We start from the raw sequence: 20,147 nt of genomic DNA on the forward strand, positions 1-20,147 counted from the left end.
TGAAACTTATAACGACAACTGCGGTACAATTTTCTTCAGTGATATTTTTTGTATGTCTATACTGAAAGAAATGTTTTTCCAGAATCTTTTTTCAACGATGGTTGATTTAAAATAATCGCTGTACACTTTGCTGTAAAACAACGGCACATAAATGTTCACCACGTTCTTTAGCAGCGATAGCTGCAAGCCTGCATCATAAATGAATTTTCCTGTAGCAGCATTCTTTTGCCATGCATCTGCATAAGTGCCGATATCTACAAAGGCTTTCAACGGGATCTTTATTGGTAACATTTGCAGCGGATTGATATTTTTGGGAACATCAGTAGTAAAGTTGGCAGCGATCAGCCAATTGTCGGTTTTGCCGATCTTATCACTGAGCAGATCGGTACGCACTTTAAAAAATCCATCTCTCTCCATTATTTGTTGAGAAGCAGCGCCTTCAAATTCATTTCTCCCATAAAAATAATTACTGTAGGTGTAATCTTCGTATCCTTTAGGGCCGCTCATATTAAGATGGTAAGGATCTGTTTCGAATTGTTTTAAATAAGTATTGTCGCCTAAGTAAAAGAACTTGCCGGCAAAGAACCGCACATTCATTCCGCCGCCTTTAGCATAGTTAAAATAATAATTAGCCGTTAAGGCAGTTCTTACAAAATCTTTTCCCTGTTCGATGGTGAGTTCTCCATTATAAGGATACAACGCTCTTGCATTTTGAATAACGAATCTTAATTGATTGATGTATGTATTGGTGGTAGGATAAGTAATGATATCAGCATCATTAACAGTATCTCTTGTAAATAATAATCCTTGCTGGCCAATAAAGAATGTTTTCCATTGCAGGAATTTAGTGAGCTGGCTTCTGGGGTTTTTATTACCAAAAACATATTTCAACGAAGGAACGATCTTACTGAATCGTTGGTAAGTGTTATGGCCGGTAGAATCGGTAAATGAATTATCAGAAAAGCTCATGCCGGATAAAGCAAGTTCAAATTTTTGTCCGTTGTGTTTTGGATACCAGGTGTAACTCAATCTGCCAATGCCATTCATTTGCTTGCTATGCGTACCATAAAGCGGTGCTACCAGGAACTGGAACTTCTCTGCCGGTAATGTATAGTTGTGTATGATAGCGCCGATCATCAGCTTATCATAAAAGTTATTACCTATAGCAGGTGCAGCAAAAATGTATTTGTATTTATTGGTTTCTTTAAAGCTGAAAAAAGAAGCAAACTTTGTAGGTCTTTTTGTGCTGGTGCCGGGGATATTTCCTTTGGCGTTCAGCAAAGAAAATTCAGCATCGAGGTTTTTACCACTTACATCTTCAAATACTTTTTTAATGTCTTCGGGATAGGGGTGTTTAAATTTCCAGCGGTTATAATATTCATGCATACAGCTATCAAACAAGGAAGTGCCTAAACTCTTTTCCAGGTAGCTGAGCCATTGAGCAGTTTTGTCGTAAGCGATGCGATAATAATTTATTTCGGAAAATTTATCAGAAGTAGTTTCTATTGGCTGATCTTTTTGTACGGCGATCGTATTGCGTAATTGAAAATTGCGTCTTTCCAAAGGCAGTCTTTTGCTGACGAATGTTTCTTTCTTAGATACAGGTTTGCTCAGCATTTGCGATGCGGTATATCTTTCATCAAAGTAACTGTTCAGGCCTTCGTCCATCCAGGGGTGTTCTCTTTCGTTGGTAGCCAATATGCCATAGTTCCAGTTGTGACCAATTTCATGTTCGATCGTACCTTCCAGGTCGTAAGCATTTTCACCCGGAGAAATGGAAGTGATGCAGGGGTATTCCATCCCGCCTTCAAAGCCCATCGGCGCTTCAACAGCGCTAACGATATCGTAAGGATATTCGCCCAGCCATTTGCTTCTTGTTACAACAGCATTCTTTATAAAACGAACCGCCTGTTGCCAGCTGCTGGTTGTAGCGGAAGGTAAATAATAAGCATACACATCGATGATCCTTGAAGAGGCTAATTGCAATGTATCATGCGCCACTATGAATTTGGGATCTGCAAACAATGCAAAATCATGTACATTTTTTTGTTCAAACGATAATGTTTTTACTGAAGCAGTACTATGGCTGCTGTCAACCAGTTTTCCGGTGGCGGCCACTTCGTAGGCATTGGGCAAAGTGATGGCAACTTTATAATTACCAAACTCGCTGTAAAATTCTCCCTGGTCTAAGTAGGGAATTGGGTGCCAGCCTTTTCTGTCGTACACTGCAGGTTTAGGATACCATTGTGTAAGCTGATACGCTTTTCCGGTATGCCCGCCTCTTGAGAAATTGGCAGGGATTTTTTCATGAAAAGGTGTTTCAATTTTGCAGGAGCTGTAGGGTGCTAACGGCTGCGGCAACATTATTTTAATGATATCCTGGTGTTGCGGATGATCTTCCATTTTTACCCGGCTGCCATTTACTTTAAAATCGAGCCGGTTGATATAGCCACGTTTATCATTATCACTGAAATAAAAATCGGTGCGGCCGTTTTCAAGTAATTGATCGCTGAAAGCGGTTCTGTCGTTTTTATATGCATTGGGCCAAAGGTGTATCCAGATAAAATGCAGGGAGTCCGGAGAGTTGTTGATGTATTCCATTTTGATATAGCCATCCAATGTATGGTCTATATCATTGAGGTCAACGTCGATCGTATAATTAACCTGTTGTTGCCAGTAATTGTCTGTGCCCGAAGATTGACAGACTGCAATGGTTGCAAAACAAAAAGAGACTATAAGAAGTGATAATTTTTTCAAACCCGATATGTTTATCCAAAAATAATTAAAACATACTCATTTTAATCATAATCGGTGAGGCAAATGAGATTAATTGGCATTTACTTGCCTTTGCCGGCAAATATGATCCTTATGGTGTGGATCAATATTTTAAAATCGAGGCCGATAGATACGTTCTCGATATAGATCAGATCGTATGGCATACGCTGTATCATTTCATCGATTGAAGAAGCATAGCCGAATTTTACCATGCCCCAGCTTGTAAGGCCGGGCTTTACTTTAAAGAGATAGCGGTATTCCGGATGATGTTCGATGATCTGGTCGATGTAAAATTTTCTTTCGGGCCTTGGGCCTACCAAACTCATTTCTCCTTTAATGATATTCCATAATTGCGGCAATTCATCCAGTCTCCATTTACGCATGGTTTTACCCCATTTGGTTATTCTCGGATCATCATCAGAGCTTAAAAGAGGTCCGTCCTTTTCGGCATCTTCAATCATACTTCTGAATTTGTGGATATAGAATGGTCTGCCTTTATAGCCAATTCTTTCCTGGCGGAAAAGGATATCTCCCTTTGATGAAAACTTTGTACGAATGGCCGCATATAAAAACAATGGCGACATAAAGATGATACCCAGCATTGATACAGTAATATCAACCAACCGCTTAATGTTCTTTTGCCAGGAGGGGAGCTGCCCCGAATGGATATCGATGAGCGGAACACCCATTACGTTGCTGGTTTGCACCGCTCCTGTAATAATATCCACGGCATCGGGAGTGATCTTTATTTCAACATCCTTATCGCTGAGTTGCTGTAAGATCTTTGCCAGCAATTCTCTGTCTTGTTTCTCTACAGTAATGATCACTTCTTCGATGTTATCATTTTTAATGATCTCATCCAGGTTTGACAATGTATTGTATTTATTAATAGTGTCGGGCAAATTGATGCCGTTGTTTCCATTGATGTTTAAAAAACTTTTTATGCGAAAGCCTGTCTTCTCTTTAGAGTTGGTGAATTGCTGGAAGAAGTTGGTAGCGTTTTTACCGGAGCCGATTATCAGTACATTAAAAATAACACTGTTGTTCTGCAACTGCTGTTTGGCTTTTGATAAAATGATCATCCTGAAAAAAAAGGTGACCAGGAATATAGGGATGGATAAACTATAGAATTCGAAATAATAATTTCTGTTGTTTTCCTGGGGGTTTTTTAAGATGAAAAAGAATAACAATGCAAAGCAACCGATGATGCAGACGATAAATGTTTTAAACAATTCGGCCACCCTGGATTTTTGATAGACCGATTCGTATGCGCCACTGAAGAAATGCAGACTGACCCAGCCTAATACATATAGTATCAACCCAAGATAAAAGCCGGCAGGAATATGAAAGTGATAACTGTAAATTACTGTACGCAGATAATAAAAGCTGAACCAGGTAATAATGGCAGCACATATATCAGCAATAATATACCAACGGATATGTATTCTGTTTTGGTTCAATTGATTAAAATGACATGTAAAATAAGGCAACTACACCAAACCGCCATTATTAATTTTTTCTAAAATGAGGTGAGCTACTTCCATTGCCCTGTAGCCATCTACCACACTTACGATGGGGTCAGTATTATCCTCAATTGCTTTTTTAAATTCTTCCAGTTCCATTTTGATGGCATTGCCATCTTCTATGATTGGGTTGGCGATAGCGATTGTTTTTTTACCGTTGTTGGTTTCGATATCAAACGTAAAAACATTTTTATCTTCGGGAGAATTCAATTTGATGATCTCTGTTTTCTTTTCGAGGAAATCGATGCCGATATAAGCGTCTTTTTGAAAGAGGCGCATCTTGCGCATTTTTTTCATTGATATTCTGCTGCTGGTAAGGTTGGCAACACAGCCGTTGTCGAACTCAATTCTAACGTTGGCAATATCGGGGGTGTCGCTCATTACCGCCACACCATTAGCCGAAATAAATTTTACATTACTCTTAACCAGGCTTAAAATGATATCAATATCATGTATCATCAGATCCAGTATCACACTTACATCTGTACCCCGGGGATTGAATTGTGCCAACCGATGCACTTCGATGAACATGGGTTTTAAGTTATGTTCTTTCAGTGCTAAAAAAGCGGGGTTGAATCTTTCTACATGGCCTACCTGGAATTTGATATTGGCTTCTTTGGCCAGCTTTACCAGCTCACGGGCTTCATCTAATGTGTGTGCCAGCGGCTTTTCAACAAATACATGTTTGCCATTGGTGATGGCTTCTTTGCAAAGATCAAAATGGTAGGTGGTAGGCGCTACTATATCAATTGCATCACATTTAGTGATGAGCTCTACTGCGGAATTGAATCTTTTTATATTGTATTTTTCTGCAACGGGAATTGCGTTGTCATCATTGGGGTCGAAAAAACCAACTATTTCCACTCCTTCGATAGCCTGCCAGTTATTCAGATGAAATTTACCTAAGTGACCTACCCCAAAAACACCTATTTTAAGCATAATGATTCTTTCTTTGATCAAAGATAATTTTAGGTAAGGCGTAAATATATTTTTGTTACTAACACCTGTTTATTATTCTACTATGGTTGATGGTTTATAGTTCATGGTTCATGGTTCATAGTTCATTGCCTATTGCCCATTGCCCATTGCTTATTGTCTATTGCTTATTGTCCATTGCTTATTGTCCATTGCCTATTGCTCCGCTTTCTCTTCCCAAAAGCCCATCTTTCCAAATTTCTCTATCCGCTGTTCGCAACGAACATCGGCGGGTATTTGTTTTAATTCTTTAATAACAGGGATGAGGTACTCTTTGAGTATTTGAGCAGCCTGATCGTAGTCCCAATGGCTGCCGCCCAATGGTTCGGGAATAACGCCATCTACCAAACCGAATTTAAGCATATCGGTACCCGTTAGTCGCAGTTGTTCTGCAGCGGTTTCTTTGTTATCCCAATTGCGCCATAAGATGCTGCTGCAACTTTCCGGAGAGATCACGGTGTACCAGGTATTTTCCATCATAAACACTCTGTCGCCCACACCAATACCTAATGCACCACCGCTGGCACCTTCGCCAATGATGACACAGATAACCGGTACTTTGAGGCGGATCATTTCAAATATGTTCCTGGCGATGGCTTCACCCTGTCCTCTTTCTTCGGCTTCTAATCCGGGGTAAGCACCGGGTGTATCAATTAATGTAATGACAGGTTTGTTGAATTTTTCTGCCAGTTTCATCAGGCGTAATGCTTTTCTGTATCCTTCGGGATTGGCCATACCGAAGTTTCTTATCTGGCGCATTTTGGTGTTGATGCCTTTTTGCTGCCCGATGATCATTACGGTTTCGCCATCGAGGTCGGCAAATCCACCCACCATTGCTTTATCATCTTTTACATTTCTATCTCCGTGCAGCTCAATAAAGTTGGTGCACATTTTTTCGATGTATTTTAATGTGTATGGCCTATCGGGGTGACGGCTTAACTGTACCCGCTGCCATGGGGTTAAATTATCGGTGAGTTGTTTTTTTGTTTCCATTACCTTTTCTTCTAAAGAGGCAATGGTAGCGGACATGTCTGTTTTGGTTTTTTCGGCCGAAATTTTCAGCTGTTCAATCTGATCGTACAATTCTTTGATAGGTTTTTCGAACTCAATGAACTGTCTATTTTTTAATTCAGGCATGAAATTATTATTAAGTTAATAGTTTATGTTATTACACCAAGCAATAGGAGTTTATGTAATATAGGGCGTAAAATTAGTGAATAGATATTTTTAATAAAAGTTTTGGAGGGAAAAAGAGTAAAACATATCTTTGCACTCCCGAAAAAAGCTAAGTAGTTAAAACATTGATTTTGACGGCTTGGATAGGGTTGAAGGATCGGTAGTTCAGTTGGTTAGAATGCTGCCCTGTCACGGCAGAGGTCGCGGGTTCGAGTCCCGTCCGGTCCGCAAAAGCCCTTTCATTCATTTGAAAGGGCTTTTTTGTTTTTATAAATTCTTACCTCCCAACCTTTTCATAACCTGAAAGACCATTTTATTTAATGTCTTTCTTTGTGTATATCATTTAAAGTGAAAAAGATGGCTCTTTTTACAAAGGTTTTTCTTTACAACCATTAACAAGGTTATTGCAGCATACTAACAAGGAATTGCAATACACTGCTAATATGGCTCCCTGGAAATTATTTCATTTGGAAATATTTGACAATAAAACTGCTGCATTAAAAAGAGGGAAGGCTTAAAAAAAATATAGTTATCAGCAAATACAACAACTATCATTTAGCAATAAGAATCAACTGCAAAAGTTGTCTGACAGCTAAGGCAATATTCGTGAAACCCCAATAATGCCAACCCTACTCCTTTATTAACAGTTGAAGAACGTATTGTTTATTATTAATAAGCTTATTTTTGGGGGAATAAGCGTTCTATACTACTACCATAATCTAACAAGCAATGAAAAAAATTATCATTACGTGCTTCGCCTTTTTTGTATGCAATAGTCTTCTTTTTGCACAAGTAGGAATTGGGACAGCTACACCCGATGTAAATGCAGTACTGGATTTGACGAGTATTTCAAATAATAAGGGACTGTTATTACCCCGATTGACGAATACGAGTATGGTGGCATTGAGTTCTGCCACTAATGGCATGATTATTTTTAATACTACGGATAATTTTTTATACATCCGTAAAAGCAATGCATGGCAAAAGATAACAGACAACAGTAATGGCTTTAGTTTACCATATGTGGGTAGTACCTCAACCGCAGGCAATGCTTTTTACCTGACTAACAATACCGGTAACGGATTGGCTGCTCAAAGCTTGGGCTCGGGTTATGGCGTTTACGGATATTCTAACTCTGGTTATGGCATTTATGGTGAAACAAATATAGGGACGGCGGGTTATTTTAATGCTATTGGTAATGGTTATGCGCTGGTAACGGGTAGTGGTAATGTAGGGCTGGGTATTTCCAATCCTGCGTTTCAACTGGATGTAGCCGGAAGGGCGAGGATACGCAACGATGGAAATACTGCGGGGATCTGGTACAATAAAACCACCAATGCAGTGGGAGCTTTTTTGGGAATGTATGATGACAGTACGTTTGGTGTTTTTGGTGCAGGATACTGGCAGGATTATTTTGACATCAAGAATGGGCGGATGGGTATTGGCGTGCCTTTACCACTAGAATCTTTTCAGGTGAATGGAAATATAAAACTGGGTAATAATCAAACCTGGGGTATTGAAGGAGACAGGCTGATTAAATTTGGGGATGCAGATTATGTTCATATTGGTGAAGCAGGTGCAGACGATATGATGGAACTAAAAGCATCGAGGTATTATTTCACCAATGGAAAAATAGGTATTCAAACAAACAATGCACAATACCCGTTGACATTTGCTGATGCGGTAGGGGATAAGATTTCTTTATGGGGCGGTAATACAAGTGCAACCACCAATCATTATGGATTGGGTATACAAGGTTCTTTGATGCAATTATTTACTAATGGGGCAAGTGCAGACATTGCTTTTGGCTATGGCAGGAGTGGAGCATTCACCGAAAAATACAGAATGGGCAATAATGGCGTATTAAATATCAATAACGGAAGAATTCATTTTAATGGAGAGTACGATGTAGCCAATCATTATCCTTCCGGTATCGAATTTACCAATGCGGCGGGTAGCAGTACACGATCTTTTTTTGGAATGCTTGATGATAATAACTGGGGAGTTTACGGATACGGTGGTGCAGGTTGGGGTTTTAATTACAATGTCAATTCTGGTAATGTGGGAATAGGTGATAATAATCCTCAATCGAAATTGCATGTAGAGGGTGGAACAGGCACAGCGCTGGAGATATCGGGAGGTATTAAAACTACGGGTTCAACTAAAGCGGCTTTTCGGTTAACAGCAGATAATTCTAATTTGTGGGATGTGATTAATAATATTACTCCCAGTTTTAATGATCCAAACGGTGTAAGAATCAATAGTCCATTGTGTAATAATAATCCCAATGCCCTGATCTTTATTACCCAGGTTGCTACAAATTCACCAGCAGATATTAATCTTTCAAGCTATGGGGGTAACCTTTATGCTTATTACTTAAGTGCAAGTGGTTATTGGTATATTACCCAATATCCGATGGTGATTAAGCAATGGAATGGAAATCCTAATTTCCCGATTGGTAAAAGCACATTATTTAAAGTAGGTGATACTTTTAATGTGCTGATCATAAATCAATAGGTGGAATAATAATTTACACCAACTTTAGTAACTGACGCAGGACGCTATTCTGTTGCTGCTGTTTACTTTTGTTGTGGCTACATTATTGAAGTAGCTATACATTCAAAGCCCTTTATCATTAGTCAATCTTCTATAGTAGCATCTACAACAAGATTAAATTTCTGTGACAGATGGCAAAGATATAATCACAAAATATTGGGGAGAGTGATTGTTGTATTTTTTATTCCGGATACTGATTAAACTAAAAGTGGTTAAATATATCTACAAACTCATTTATAGCAATTAAATCTTTAGTGAAATATTTCGAAAGTTGTACCCTTACTCCCGCAGAAAGAAAAAGCTCACTAGAAATAGTGAGCTTTTTTTATGTGATTAACCTCCTTGGCATACGACGTAATAATAATTTCCCGTTTCGTTTCCTACGAGTTATACAAGTACAAAGTAGATGCTAACTCATCCTACCAATCCCCACAGCCCATAATCCTGATTCAGACAAAAAGTAAGCAGCCTCCTTTGGCACAAGTCTCCCACAGAATGACCAGATGCCCCTGCAGATCCGCCGTACACGGTCCGAATTCTTTTATACATGCGTAGTTCGAGTCAAACACCAACTCATGTAAATTAAAATATCTCAAAGCCAGCACCAAATCCGATCCATGGTTTACCTTTTAATGACCAGTTTCTGGCTTTTGGGCCCAAAGGCATATCAAAACCACTGGCAAGAAAAATAGAGAAAGTTTTATAGTGATATCCTAGAGCTGTTCCCAGGCTAAAACTGGCTATATCTCCTTTAAAATCAGCTCCGCCATCTTTAGTATTATTTTCATCAAGGGTAAGTTTATTAAATCCTGCTACAGCATTCCATGACCATCCATGCTGATAAGTGGCACAGGGAATAAAGCGATGGCAACGTAGTTGGCAATTGTTGATTATATAAAGGACTACTTAAAAAAGCGTACATTCATAAAAAAATTGCTATGCCACAATCCAAGAAAAGACCTCACCCTCATCCGCAACAACATCATAGCGGTGGAAATAATCCTGCAGATAAAAAATTTAATAAAGTAGTAAAGGTGGCTATCATCTTTTTTGCGGTGATAGGGTTGTTTATCAGCCTGTTCATTACGGGGCCTAATGTGCTGTCGCAGATAATTGGTATTGTAATAGGAGGGGTAGGCGGATATTTCTTTGGGCAACAAATGCACACTACGTTTTATAAAAAATAGACCTGGACATATTTATCTTTATCATGATATTTTGTAAACAACTGAAATCTTAAAGACTTCGGTTGTTTGTAGCTACTCACTCTTGGTATTCTTATCATTTATCAAATAATCAAACAAACTCATTTCGGTAGGTATCTGCAATTTTTTTCTTAACCGGTACCGGCTGATCTCTACGCCTCTTACAGATATGTTCATCAGCTGTGCAATTTCTTTGGTAGATAAGTTCATGCGTAAATAGGCACAGAGTTTCATTTCGCTGCCTGTAATGGTTGGGTGCTTTTCTTTCAGTTCAACTAAAAAATCGCTGTGCACTTTATCGAAGTGCTTGGTGAAACTTTCCCACTCCTTGTCCATGTTGTCATCTTCACTTAATGTTTTGATCATCTTCTTGAGCTCGGCAATCAACTGAGGGTTGTCGGTAACTTTCATAATGCGACTGAGCTCGGTCTTTATTTTTGTATGCAGTTCATTCTTCTTTACCAGGTGCATGGCGGAAGATGCCAGTTCGGAATTTTTAAAATTAATCTCATCTTCCAGCTTTTCGTTTCGAAGGTCTACGATGGTGCTTTTTGTTTTGGCCAGTTCTAATTCTAAAATATACGATTTACGTTGTTGCTCTTCCTGCAGCTTTTGTTGCTGAGCGTCGAACTTTTTTTGTTGCCATTTGAATATGGCAAACAGGCTTGCGCCAAATAAAATGAGGTATAAAATATTTGCCCATATTGTTTGATACCATGGAGGTAATATTTTAAACGTGTATACGGCAATGGCAGACTCTTTGCCTAAATTGTTTCTCACCTTTACTTCAAAAGAATATTTGCCCGGTGGTAAATTGGTGTACTCTTTTTCGCTGCGGTTTGTCCAGGTGCTCCAGTTGTTGTTGAGGCCTTGTAGCCGGTAGCAGTACTCCAGGCTGGACTGGAAACCAAATACGGCTGTAGAGAATTCAAAGCGTATGGTATTCCAGTCTTTACTTATTTTGGGAATGCTGTTGGGGTCCTGAATTTGTTTGTCGTTGATATCTTTAAAATATCCTCCGAATAAAAGGCTGTCGGTTTCGCTGCCGATCCTTACAGACCTGATCTGTACTTCGAGCGGTGAAGACAGGTTCTTGTACTTTTCATAATTGATATGAAAGATGCCTTTTTCGCCACCAAAGAAAATATTGTTCTTATTTACAGGATAGATGAACTCGAAGCCACTCAGCATTTTATTGTTTAATTCGGGCAGATAAAATACGGTGGGGTCTTTGCCCGTCATATCAATGATGCCCAGTGTTTTTTCGTGAATGAACCAGATATTGCCATCGGTATCTTCTTTTAAATACCGGATGCTTTGGGTGCCGAGTAATTTGGTGTAGAATGGTGCAGGCTCAAAACTGTTTTTTTCTTCGTTGTAGGTATACACGCCGTTCTCTGTACCAACCACTACCTCGTTCTTTATTTTGTATACATGATTGTTGAGGGTGGAGGGCAACCCGTTCTTATTGGTGTATGTGAGGTAGGTATACGTGCCGTCATTCTTTTTATATATTTTAAACACACCATGGTAAGGATGGGAGACCCAGATGTTTTCATGTTTATCAATGGTTATAAACCTGGAAGATTCTCTGAACCCTTCTATCTCGTTTGATGGAGTGAATTGCCCGTTACTGAAATTGAAAAAGCTGAGCCCGTTGTAATTGCCTGCCAGCACTTTTTCCGAAGGCGAAGTGTTTGACATGGGAACAAAATTCCAGAAGCCGGGTTTGGCAGATATCTGCTGAGCGGTATTATCTTTTATTACAAAAGCGCCTTCATGGTTTCCGAGTAAGAGTTGATTGTTTATTTCTGACAGGCGCCAAACCTGTCCCATTGCGTTGTTGACGGGTAAAAAATTCCCTCTGCTGAAACTCAGGTCGGTTTTTTCTTCCAGTGCTGTGCTATATAATCCGTTAGATGTTCCGAGGAATAATTTCCTGTTGTAAATGATGGCCGAATAACCCGAGCCGTCCTGCACTGATGGATTGATCTGTTTAATGGAACTGTTGTATACGATGAGGTCGATGCCGTTATCGAGGCCGAGCCATAAATTACTTTGCTTATCGAGAAAGATGCTCAACACATTTTTGTTTTGCAATCCTTCGGTTTTGGAAAATCGCTGGATGATATTTCCGCCCAGGTCGGTAATATATACGCCGCTGTTATTGGAGGCCAATGCAAACCACTCTGCATTGATCCTTGTGGCTGCATATATCCTTTCCGTTTCAAATAAATGATTATTGGGAGACTGGAGTTTGGTAATGCCGTTTTTTGTGAAAAAGTAAACGCCATGCTTTAAGGTGGTAATTAAAGCGCTGTCTTTTTGAATGGATAGGATGCCTGTAACGGGGTCGTTAGTAGGAAGCTCACTTTTTTGCGGCAACTGCTTCCAGGTATCGCTGTCAAAATATAATAAGCCAGATTTGTAATCGTGGGCATATAGCTGCTCGTTGCAGCACCCCAGGTACGACCATTCTCCCGGGGCATCGTATGCTACAATTGTTTCGGCACTGTATTTAAATATCTTATAGGTGGAACGGAAGAAGATGTCCTTATGGAATGCTACGATATCCCATACATCGCCAAATGATTTATCTTTATTATCAATGAGCCGGTTAAGTGAATGATATTGTAGTCTTCCGTTTGCCCCCGGAGAAAAATACCCCAACTCATCCTGGCCTCCTACATAGATCTTATTATCCGATCCTATTTCAACAGATCGTACAATTGTTTTATTGGGAAGAGGGTACAGGGTCCATTTGCTGCCGTCGTAAGAAAGCAACCCTTCGTTATTGGCAAAATAGATGATACCATTTTTATCTTGCTTTATATCCCAGTTTTGTAAGCCCCCGGCATAGGTTTGTTTGGAATAATTGATCACATCCGGCAGGCCGATGGTGTTTTGGCCGTACCCCAATAAAGGAAAAAATAAAAAAACTAAGATTCTATAAACCATTTTTCTTTTTTGATGTATTGTGAAAGTAAGAAATTATGACTGATGTAGTATTGATGTAGTGAAAATAGCTATAAAATAAGGATTTTGCAATACTGATGTAGTAATGATGTGGGTATTTTCTTGGCATCAGTAAATTTACAAAATAGCTTTACAAAATAGAATTTAAGCCATAGTTCTATAAATTATTCTCTCACTTTCTTTAACTAAAACGATTGTTTATGAAGCTAAAACTTACACTGGTAAGTGCTGCTTTTCTACTCTGCAGCATTTTTAATCAAGCCTTTGGGCAAAACATCCAGGTAACCGGAAAGGTTACAAAGAAGACTACGGGGGAAGCGCTGATAGGTGCTACTGTAAATGTAAAAGGAGGAAATTCTTCTACCAAAACTGACCAGGCGGGCAGTTTTTCTATTTCAATACCTCAAACCGGCGCTACACTGGTTATTTCTTATGTAGGGATGACCTCTATAGAAAGAAGGGTTACGCAGGCCGGGGCCGTCAATTTTGCGTTGGAGGAAAGTAGCTCTACCGTATTAACGGATGTAATAGTAGTAGGGTATGGTACGCAAAAAGTAACTAAAGTGTCGGGAGCTATCTCATCTGTAAAAGCTGCCGATATAGAAAAATTGGGTCCGGTTAGGACTGAAGAAGCTTTACAGGGCAGGGCATCGGGTGTAAGTGTGATACAAAATGGTAGTCCGGGTACAAAACCTACTGTGCTGATAAGAGGTATCCCTTCTTTTTCAGGTACAGATCCGGTGGTGATCATCGATGGTATTCCGCAAACGCTGGATGACCTGAATTCTATCAATGCTACTGATATAGAATCTATTAATGTATTAAAAGATGCAGCTACTACCGCTATATATGGTGTGAAAGGCGGTAACGGCGTTATTGTAGTAACCACCAAAGCCGGTAGAAAGAATCAAAAGACAGAGATCACTATCAACAGCAACTATGGCGTGCAGGAAGTGATCAAAACAATTGGAGTGTTAAATGCAAGTGAGTACGGCGCTATGTTGAATGAAGGAAGTACCGTATCGGGAGGGCCGGTTATTTTTTCTGATCTGTCTACTTTGGGAGTAGGTACAGATTGGCAGAAAGAAATCTTTCACCATGCACCTATGCAATCGCATAATATAACTGCCCGTGGTGGTGGCGATAAAATGACCTACTTTTTATCAGGTGGTTATTTAAGTCAGGGGGGTATTGTAGGTGGATACGATAAATCAAGATTTAACAGAGGAAACTTTACAGCCAATATGAGTTTTGATATTTCTAAAAAAATAAAATTCATTCTGAACGCATCGGGAGTTGTATTTGATTCGAAAGGTGTTGCCGAAAATGCGTTTAATAGTATTATAGGTAGTGCGTTGAATTTTGATCCAACTGTTGGGGTGTATAATACTAATGCAGCTGTGGTAGGTAAATATGGATACAGTAATTTATTGTTATCAGAAATATTTAATCCGCTAACTAAATTAGAGAATACGTTCAATAAGAATATTGGCAGTAAACTATATGGCAAATTTGAACTTCAGTATGATATATTGAAGAATTTAAAATTGACCAGCCGTTTTGGATACACAAAATATGATGGTATCGGCAAAAGCTTTACTCCATTGGCATTTTATGGTCCATTGAATGTAAATAACACTATGAATGCAGATGGTTCTGCTGTTACAGGTAATCTAAATAGTGTGTCGCATAACAAAACGAGCAATTTTAATTATACTGCTGAAACATTTGCCAATTACAATTTTAATATAAAAAGAGATCATCATTTTGAAACAGTATTAGGTATTTCATTGGCTAAGGTTTCTGGTAATGGCATAGCAGTTTCAAGAAAAGATGTTCCATTTAATTCATGGGAATTTGCTGATTTTAGTGCTGCCCGTAGTAGTACAGGTACAGCTGCTATCGATTATAATTACTATGAATATTTTAGAAAAAATCTGTCTTATTTCGGAAGAGTAAACTACGACTATCAGGATAAATATCTGGCATCACTTACCGTACGACGTGATGGTTCATTTGCTTTTGGTCCGGAAAATAAATTTGCTAATTTCTTATCCGGTTCATTGGGCTGGGTAGTATCAAAAGAAAATTTCTTTCACTCCACATTCATTGATTATTTAAAAATAAGAGGAAGTTATGGTTCGATTGGAAATGAAAATGTAAACCCTCAATATGTAAGTATTGTTACCGGTGGTCCTTATCAGGGTGGTAATGGCTACAGCTTTGGCGATGCTTTCTATCCGGGTTCTACTGTAGGTTCTGCCGCTAACGATGCACTGAGATGGGAAAAACAATTACAAAGTAATATTGGCTTTGATGTAAATTTCCTGAAGAATAAATTCTCTTTATCTGCAGATTATTTTCAAAAGAAAGTGGATGGTTTGTTATTTACACCTTCTGCCTCTTTATATCTTGGTACAGTGCCTATTCCTTTGGCAAATATCGGTTCTACCAAGAGTAGTGGTGTTGACCTGATGCTTAGTTACAGAGAAACGATCCGTAAAAGTGTAAAATTGAATACATCTGTTACATTCACCACCTCTAAAAATGAAGTGACCGCTACTAACAGCGATGGAACAGCGAAAATATTTGGCGGTGGATTTTATAATGGGCAATCACAAAGTGTGACAGTTTTCGAAAAAGGATTTACCCCGGGGTATTTTTATGGATATAAAACTGCCGGCTTGTTTCAAACAGATGCAGAGATCGCCGCAGCGCCAACTCAAACCGGTGCTCAGCCGGGAGATATTCGTTTTGTGGATATAAATAATGATGGCGTAATTGATGGCTCAGACAGAACAAAGATCGGCGATCCTTTCCCAGACTTTACGATGGGGTGGAGTTTGAATCTTGAATACAAGAATTTTGATTTCAATGCATTTACATATGCCTCAGTAGGCAATGATATTTACAGGGCATATGAAAGAAATGATAACTTCTCTAATAAATTTCGTGATGTATTGGCAAGATGGACAGGTGCAGGATCAACCAATGATGCAAGACATCCAAGATATGCTTTCACTGATGGTAACAGTAATATCAGAGCTTCCGATAGATATGTAGAGGATGGTTCTTTTGTGAAGGTTAAAAATTTGCAATTGGGTTATACTTTCCAATCGCCTGCTATCAAAAAAGTGTTTAATAAACTGCGTGTATATGTTCAGGTGAAAAATGCTTTTGTTTTCACTAAGTATTCAGGTTACGACCCCGAAATTTCCGGAGGCATTTTGGATACCGGGGTTGATCGTGGTGCATATCCTCAGGCAAGAACATATTCAATTGGTCTTGACATAAAACTATAAATCTTCAAATTAAAAAATACTACGATGAAGCATATTCATATAAAAATACTAAGCCTGGTACTATTAACTGCCACGCTAGCATCCTGCAAAAAGTTTGTAGATTATAATCCGCATGATAGTTATAGAATAACCGATCAGGATTATTTAAAATCGGAAAGTGATTATCGCTCCATGCAAATAAGTGTATATACGCCGTTGCAATGGTTAAATCAGCTTATTCCTATCGGAGATATTGCATCTGATAATTCAGTAGCAGGTGGAGATGGCGCATCTGATGTGTTAGACTTACAACAGATCGATGATTACACACATACACCTAATAATGGAACACTTACAGACATATGGCAATCTGCTTATGAAGGAGTTAACAGAGCCAATTATATGTTTCAGTATAAAGCAACGAATCCTGCAGGTGTGTTAGTGGATTTTGCCGGTAAAGAAGCATTGTATGGCGAAGTACATTTTTTACGGGCATATTATTATTTCACTTTGGTAAAAACCTTTGGTGATGTGCCTTTGTTCACGGAGAAAAGATTGGGTCTTACGGATTCTAAAAGTATACAAAAATCAGCGAAGGCGGTTGTTTATGGAGTGATTGAAACTGATCTGAAAGCAGCAATTGCAGCTTTGCCTCCTACACAAACACAGCCCGGCAGAATAACCAGATATGCAGCACAGGCGTTGTTAGGTAAAGTGTATCTGTATCAAAATAAATATGATGATGCAGCAGCGATGCTGGAAAATGTAGTAAACGGTCCGTTTACTTTAGTAACAGATTTTGCAAGTATCTTTTTACACTCAGGAGAGAACGGGCCTGAATCTGTTTTCGAAATTCAATACTCTAATCTATCCCCTTATTGGGAATGGAGTGCACAAACAAGAGGGCAGGGTAATTATGCGATCCAACAATGTGGGGTAAGAAAATTAACAGGCTCTGCTGAAATGCCTTATGCTGATGGATGGAGTACAAATCTGCCTACTAAAAATCTGGCAGATGCTTATGCTGCCGGCGATCAAAGAAAGGACGCAACGATTTTAGATATTGAAGCATATAAAGCAGCGCATCCTTCTTACAATATTAATTATCTGGTAGCTCCTTATAAGAATACCGGTTTGTATAATCAAAAATATTTACCAAGAAAAGGAGAGTCTACACCTATTGATAAAGGTCAGCCGGAGTTGAACTACCTGAACAATTTCAGGATCATCCGTTATGCCGATGTATTGTTGATGGCTGCTGAAGCAAATAATAAAGCAACTACTCCCAATGATATTAAGGCACAGGGGTATTTGAATAGAGTACGTCGCCGTGCATTTGGTGATGATCTTCATGCGATTAACGCAACGGGTACTGCATTGTATAATGCGATTTTGGATGAACGCAGATTGGAATTGGCAATGGAAGGAGATCGTTTCTTTGACCTGGTAAGAACAGGTAAAGCTTCTTCTGTTTTGGGGGCTTCGTTCATTGTTGGCAAACACGAAGTGTTCCCTATTCCTCTAAGAGAAGTTGATATTTCAGGAATCCCACAAAATAATTTTTATAATTAATTGCACACAACTTAAAATAATTTGTATGAAACTATTAAAATATTTTTTCAGCATAGCTTTCCTGCTGGCTGCTTTGGCAGGCTGTAAAAAAGAAACGTATGATGATGTTTCGTTTATTGCCTCGGGCAGTACTCCTGAAAAATTATCTGCACTCTTTGATATCACCCAGGATAACACGGGTATGGTAACTATTACTCCCAACGGCCAAGGAGGCATATCTTATGATGTATATTTTGGAGATGCTACCGCAACATTTACAAATGTGAAAGCTGGAGGTAGTGTACAACATGTATATGCAGAAGGTGTTTACAATGTAAGGATCGTCAGTCATGGTATTACAGGGAAGGTAAGTGAAACAACACAGGAGCTGACCGTTTCATTTAAAGCGCCGGAAAATCTGGAAGTAACTGCAGATATTGATGCAGTAAATAAATTTAAAGTGAATGTTACAGCAAAAGCAACTTATGAAACTTTGTTCAAAGTTTACTTTGGCGATGTGACCAATGAAGTTCCTGTTTCTTTCCTGGAAGGAAACCCGGTAAGCCATGTATATGCTGCTACGGGTACTTACACTGTTAGAGTAGTTGCATTAAGTGGTGGTGCTGCTACTACAGAATTTACCAAACAGATCACCATTGTAGATCCTTTATTATTGCCGATTGATTTTGAATCGCCAACACTTAATTATGCATTTAATAATTTTGATGGAGGCGCTGTTAGTGTTGTAAGCAATCCTAATTCAGGCGGAATCAATACAAGTGGTAAAGTTGCTAAAATGGTTAAGAATGCAGGACAGCCATGGGGCGGAAGCTGGATCGGACTGGGAGAGCCAATTGATTTTTCTGTGAATAAGATTTTCAGGATGAAAGTTTTTTCTCCGAGAGTTGGAGCTAAAGTTTTATTGAAAGTGGAGAATGCAACGAATGGAGGGATCAGTTATGAAAAAGAAGTAAGCACTACTGTAGCCAATGCATGGGAAGATCTTGTTTTTGATTACAGCGGTGTAAATACCTCTAACAGCTATCAGCATATAGTGCTCATATTTGATAATGGTACACAGGGTGATGGCTCTGCTAACTTTACATTCCTGTTTGATGATATCCGATTGGTTTACTCTATTCCACCTACACCATTGACATTGCCTGTAACTTTTGATCTTTCGGGAGTTAATTATGCTGTAACAGATTTTGGCGGAGCTCAAACTACTGATGGGGTAGATCCTACTAACAACAGTAATAAAGTGAAAATAACCACCAAGCCAACGGGAGCACAATCATGGGCTGGTACTACCATTGGTACATTTACATCAGCTATTCCGCTTTCGGCTACTGCAACTAAAATGACAATAAGGGTTTATTCTCCTGCTGCAGGTATACATGTAAGATTGAAACTTGAAGATAAAAATGATAACACAAAATCTGTAGAGACAGAAGCCAATACAACTGTAGCAAATGCCTGGGAAACATTGACATTTAATTTCAGTAACCAGGCCACGGGTACGGCGGCAGTAAATTTTACTTACACCTATAACATGGCCTCTGTATTCTTTGATTTTGGTAATGATGGAAACGGTAAAGTGTTTTATTGGGATGATGTTACTTTCTTACCAACGAATGTATCTCCAACAGATGTGGTATTGCCTTTAGATTTTGAATCTTCTGTGATACCGTATACTTTCACAAATTTTGATGGAGGTAATGTTAGTATTATAAGTAATCCTAACTCCGGAGGAATCAATTCAAGTGCGAAAGTTGCTAAGATGGTAAAGAGTGCCGGACAGCCATGGGGTGGAAGCTGGATAGCATTGTCAAACCCGATAGATTTCTCTGTTAAGAAAACTATTCACATGAAAGTGTTTTCTCCACGTGTAGGTGCAGGTGTATTGTTGAAAGTAGAGAACATGACAGATGGCAGTATCAATAAAGAAGTTACTGCTACTACAACTGTAGCCAATGCATGGGAAGATCTTACGTTTGATTTCAGTTCTATTGATGTAAGTAAATCTTACCAAAAAGTGGTGTTGATCTTTGATCTTGGCACAATGGGAGATGGCTCTGCAAACTTTACTTTCCTGTTAGATGATATTACACTTAATTAATTCAAAAAAC

The 20,147-nt window shown here is 39.0% G+C and carries 10 protein-coding genes, 1 tRNA gene and 1 pseudogene; 7 read left to right on the forward strand and 5 right to left on the reverse strand.

All coding sequences use genetic code 11. The features are described from left to right. Positions 1-6 precede the first annotated feature (6 nt). From LK994_RS09215 to LK994_RS09230, 4 genes are all read right to left on the reverse strand, one after another. Entirely contained in the window at positions 7-2,757 is a 2,751-nt protein-coding gene (locus tag LK994_RS09215; protein WP_229759788.1) for a M1 family metallopeptidase, read from the reverse strand. Positions 2,758-2,837: 80 nt separating this feature from the next. Next, a complete protein-coding gene (locus LK994_RS09220) occupies positions 2,838-4,235 on the reverse strand; it encodes a sugar transferase (protein WP_229759789.1) in 1,398 nt (465 codons plus the stop codon). A 30-nt stretch (positions 4,236-4,265) separates the two neighbouring features. Further along, positions 4,266-5,258: a Gfo/Idh/MocA family protein gene (locus tag LK994_RS09225; protein WP_229759790.1), complete on the reverse strand. Its 993-nt coding sequence runs from the start codon at positions 5,256-5,258 to the stop codon at positions 4,266-4,268. Between the two features lie 171 nt (positions 5,259-5,429). Next, positions 5,430-6,410: an acetyl-CoA carboxylase carboxyltransferase subunit alpha gene (locus LK994_RS09230; protein WP_229759791.1), complete on the reverse strand. Its 981-nt coding sequence runs from the start codon at positions 6,408-6,410 to the stop codon at positions 5,430-5,432. A gap of 193 nt (positions 6,411-6,603) precedes the next feature. Here LK994_RS09230 and LK994_RS09235 point away from each other — a divergent pair. The 4 genes and pseudogenes from LK994_RS09235 to LK994_RS09245 all read left to right on the forward strand — a co-directional run bounded on the left by LK994_RS09235 (position 6,604) and on the right by LK994_RS09245 (position 10,192). Continuing rightward, positions 6,604-6,677: transfer RNA gene (locus LK994_RS09235), tRNA-Asp, on the forward strand. Positions 6,678-6,814: 137 nt separating this feature from the next. Further along, positions 6,815-6,967, forward strand: a pseudogene (locus LK994_RS14600) (hypothetical protein); the annotation flags it as partial. Between the two features lie 211 nt (positions 6,968-7,178). Continuing rightward, positions 7,179-8,966 carry an autotransporter outer membrane beta-barrel domain-containing protein gene (locus tag LK994_RS09240; RefSeq protein ID WP_229759792.1) on the forward strand — a complete coding sequence of 596 codons (1,788 nt, stop codon included), beginning with the start codon at positions 7,179-7,181 and terminating at the stop codon, positions 8,964-8,966. Between the two features lie 977 nt (positions 8,967-9,943). Beyond that, the gene (locus tag LK994_RS09245; RefSeq protein ID WP_229759793.1) at positions 9,944-10,192 is read left to right on the forward strand and encodes a hypothetical protein; all 249 of its coding nucleotides are present in this window, start codon (positions 9,944-9,946) and stop codon (positions 10,190-10,192) included. A gap of 72 nt (positions 10,193-10,264) precedes the next feature. Here LK994_RS09245 and LK994_RS09250 read toward each other — a convergent pair whose 3' ends face one another. Beyond that, positions 10,265-13,168, reverse strand: coding sequence for a triple tyrosine motif-containing protein (locus LK994_RS09250; protein WP_229759794.1), 2,904 nt, complete (start codon positions 13,166-13,168; stop codon positions 10,265-10,267). Positions 13,169-13,386: 218 nt separating this feature from the next. On the opposite strand from LK994_RS09250, the gene LK994_RS09255 reads away from it, so the two are divergent. From LK994_RS09255 to LK994_RS09265, 3 genes are read left to right on the forward strand one after another with little or no spacing between them, the layout of a single operon-like run. Further along, a complete protein-coding gene (locus tag LK994_RS09255) occupies positions 13,387-16,488 on the forward strand; it encodes a SusC/RagA family TonB-linked outer membrane protein (RefSeq protein ID WP_229759795.1) in 3,102 nt (1,033 codons plus the stop codon). Positions 16,489-16,512: 24 nt separating this feature from the next. After that, positions 16,513-18,039, forward strand: coding sequence for a RagB/SusD family nutrient uptake outer membrane protein (locus tag LK994_RS09260; RefSeq protein WP_229759796.1), 1,527 nt, complete (start codon positions 16,513-16,515; stop codon positions 18,037-18,039). A 25-nt stretch (positions 18,040-18,064) separates the two neighbouring features. Next, the gene (locus tag LK994_RS09265; protein ID WP_229759797.1) at positions 18,065-20,137 is read left to right on the forward strand and encodes a hypothetical protein; all 2,073 of its coding nucleotides are present in this window, start codon (positions 18,065-18,067) and stop codon (positions 20,135-20,137) included. The last annotated feature ends 10 nt before the right edge of the window (positions 20,138-20,147 follow it).

Origin of the sequence: Ferruginibacter lapsinanis, assembly GCF_020783315.1 — a bacterium.
In the GTDB taxonomy this organism is placed as follows: Bacteria; Bacteroidota; Bacteroidia; order Chitinophagales; family Chitinophagaceae; genus Ferruginibacter; species Ferruginibacter lapsinanis.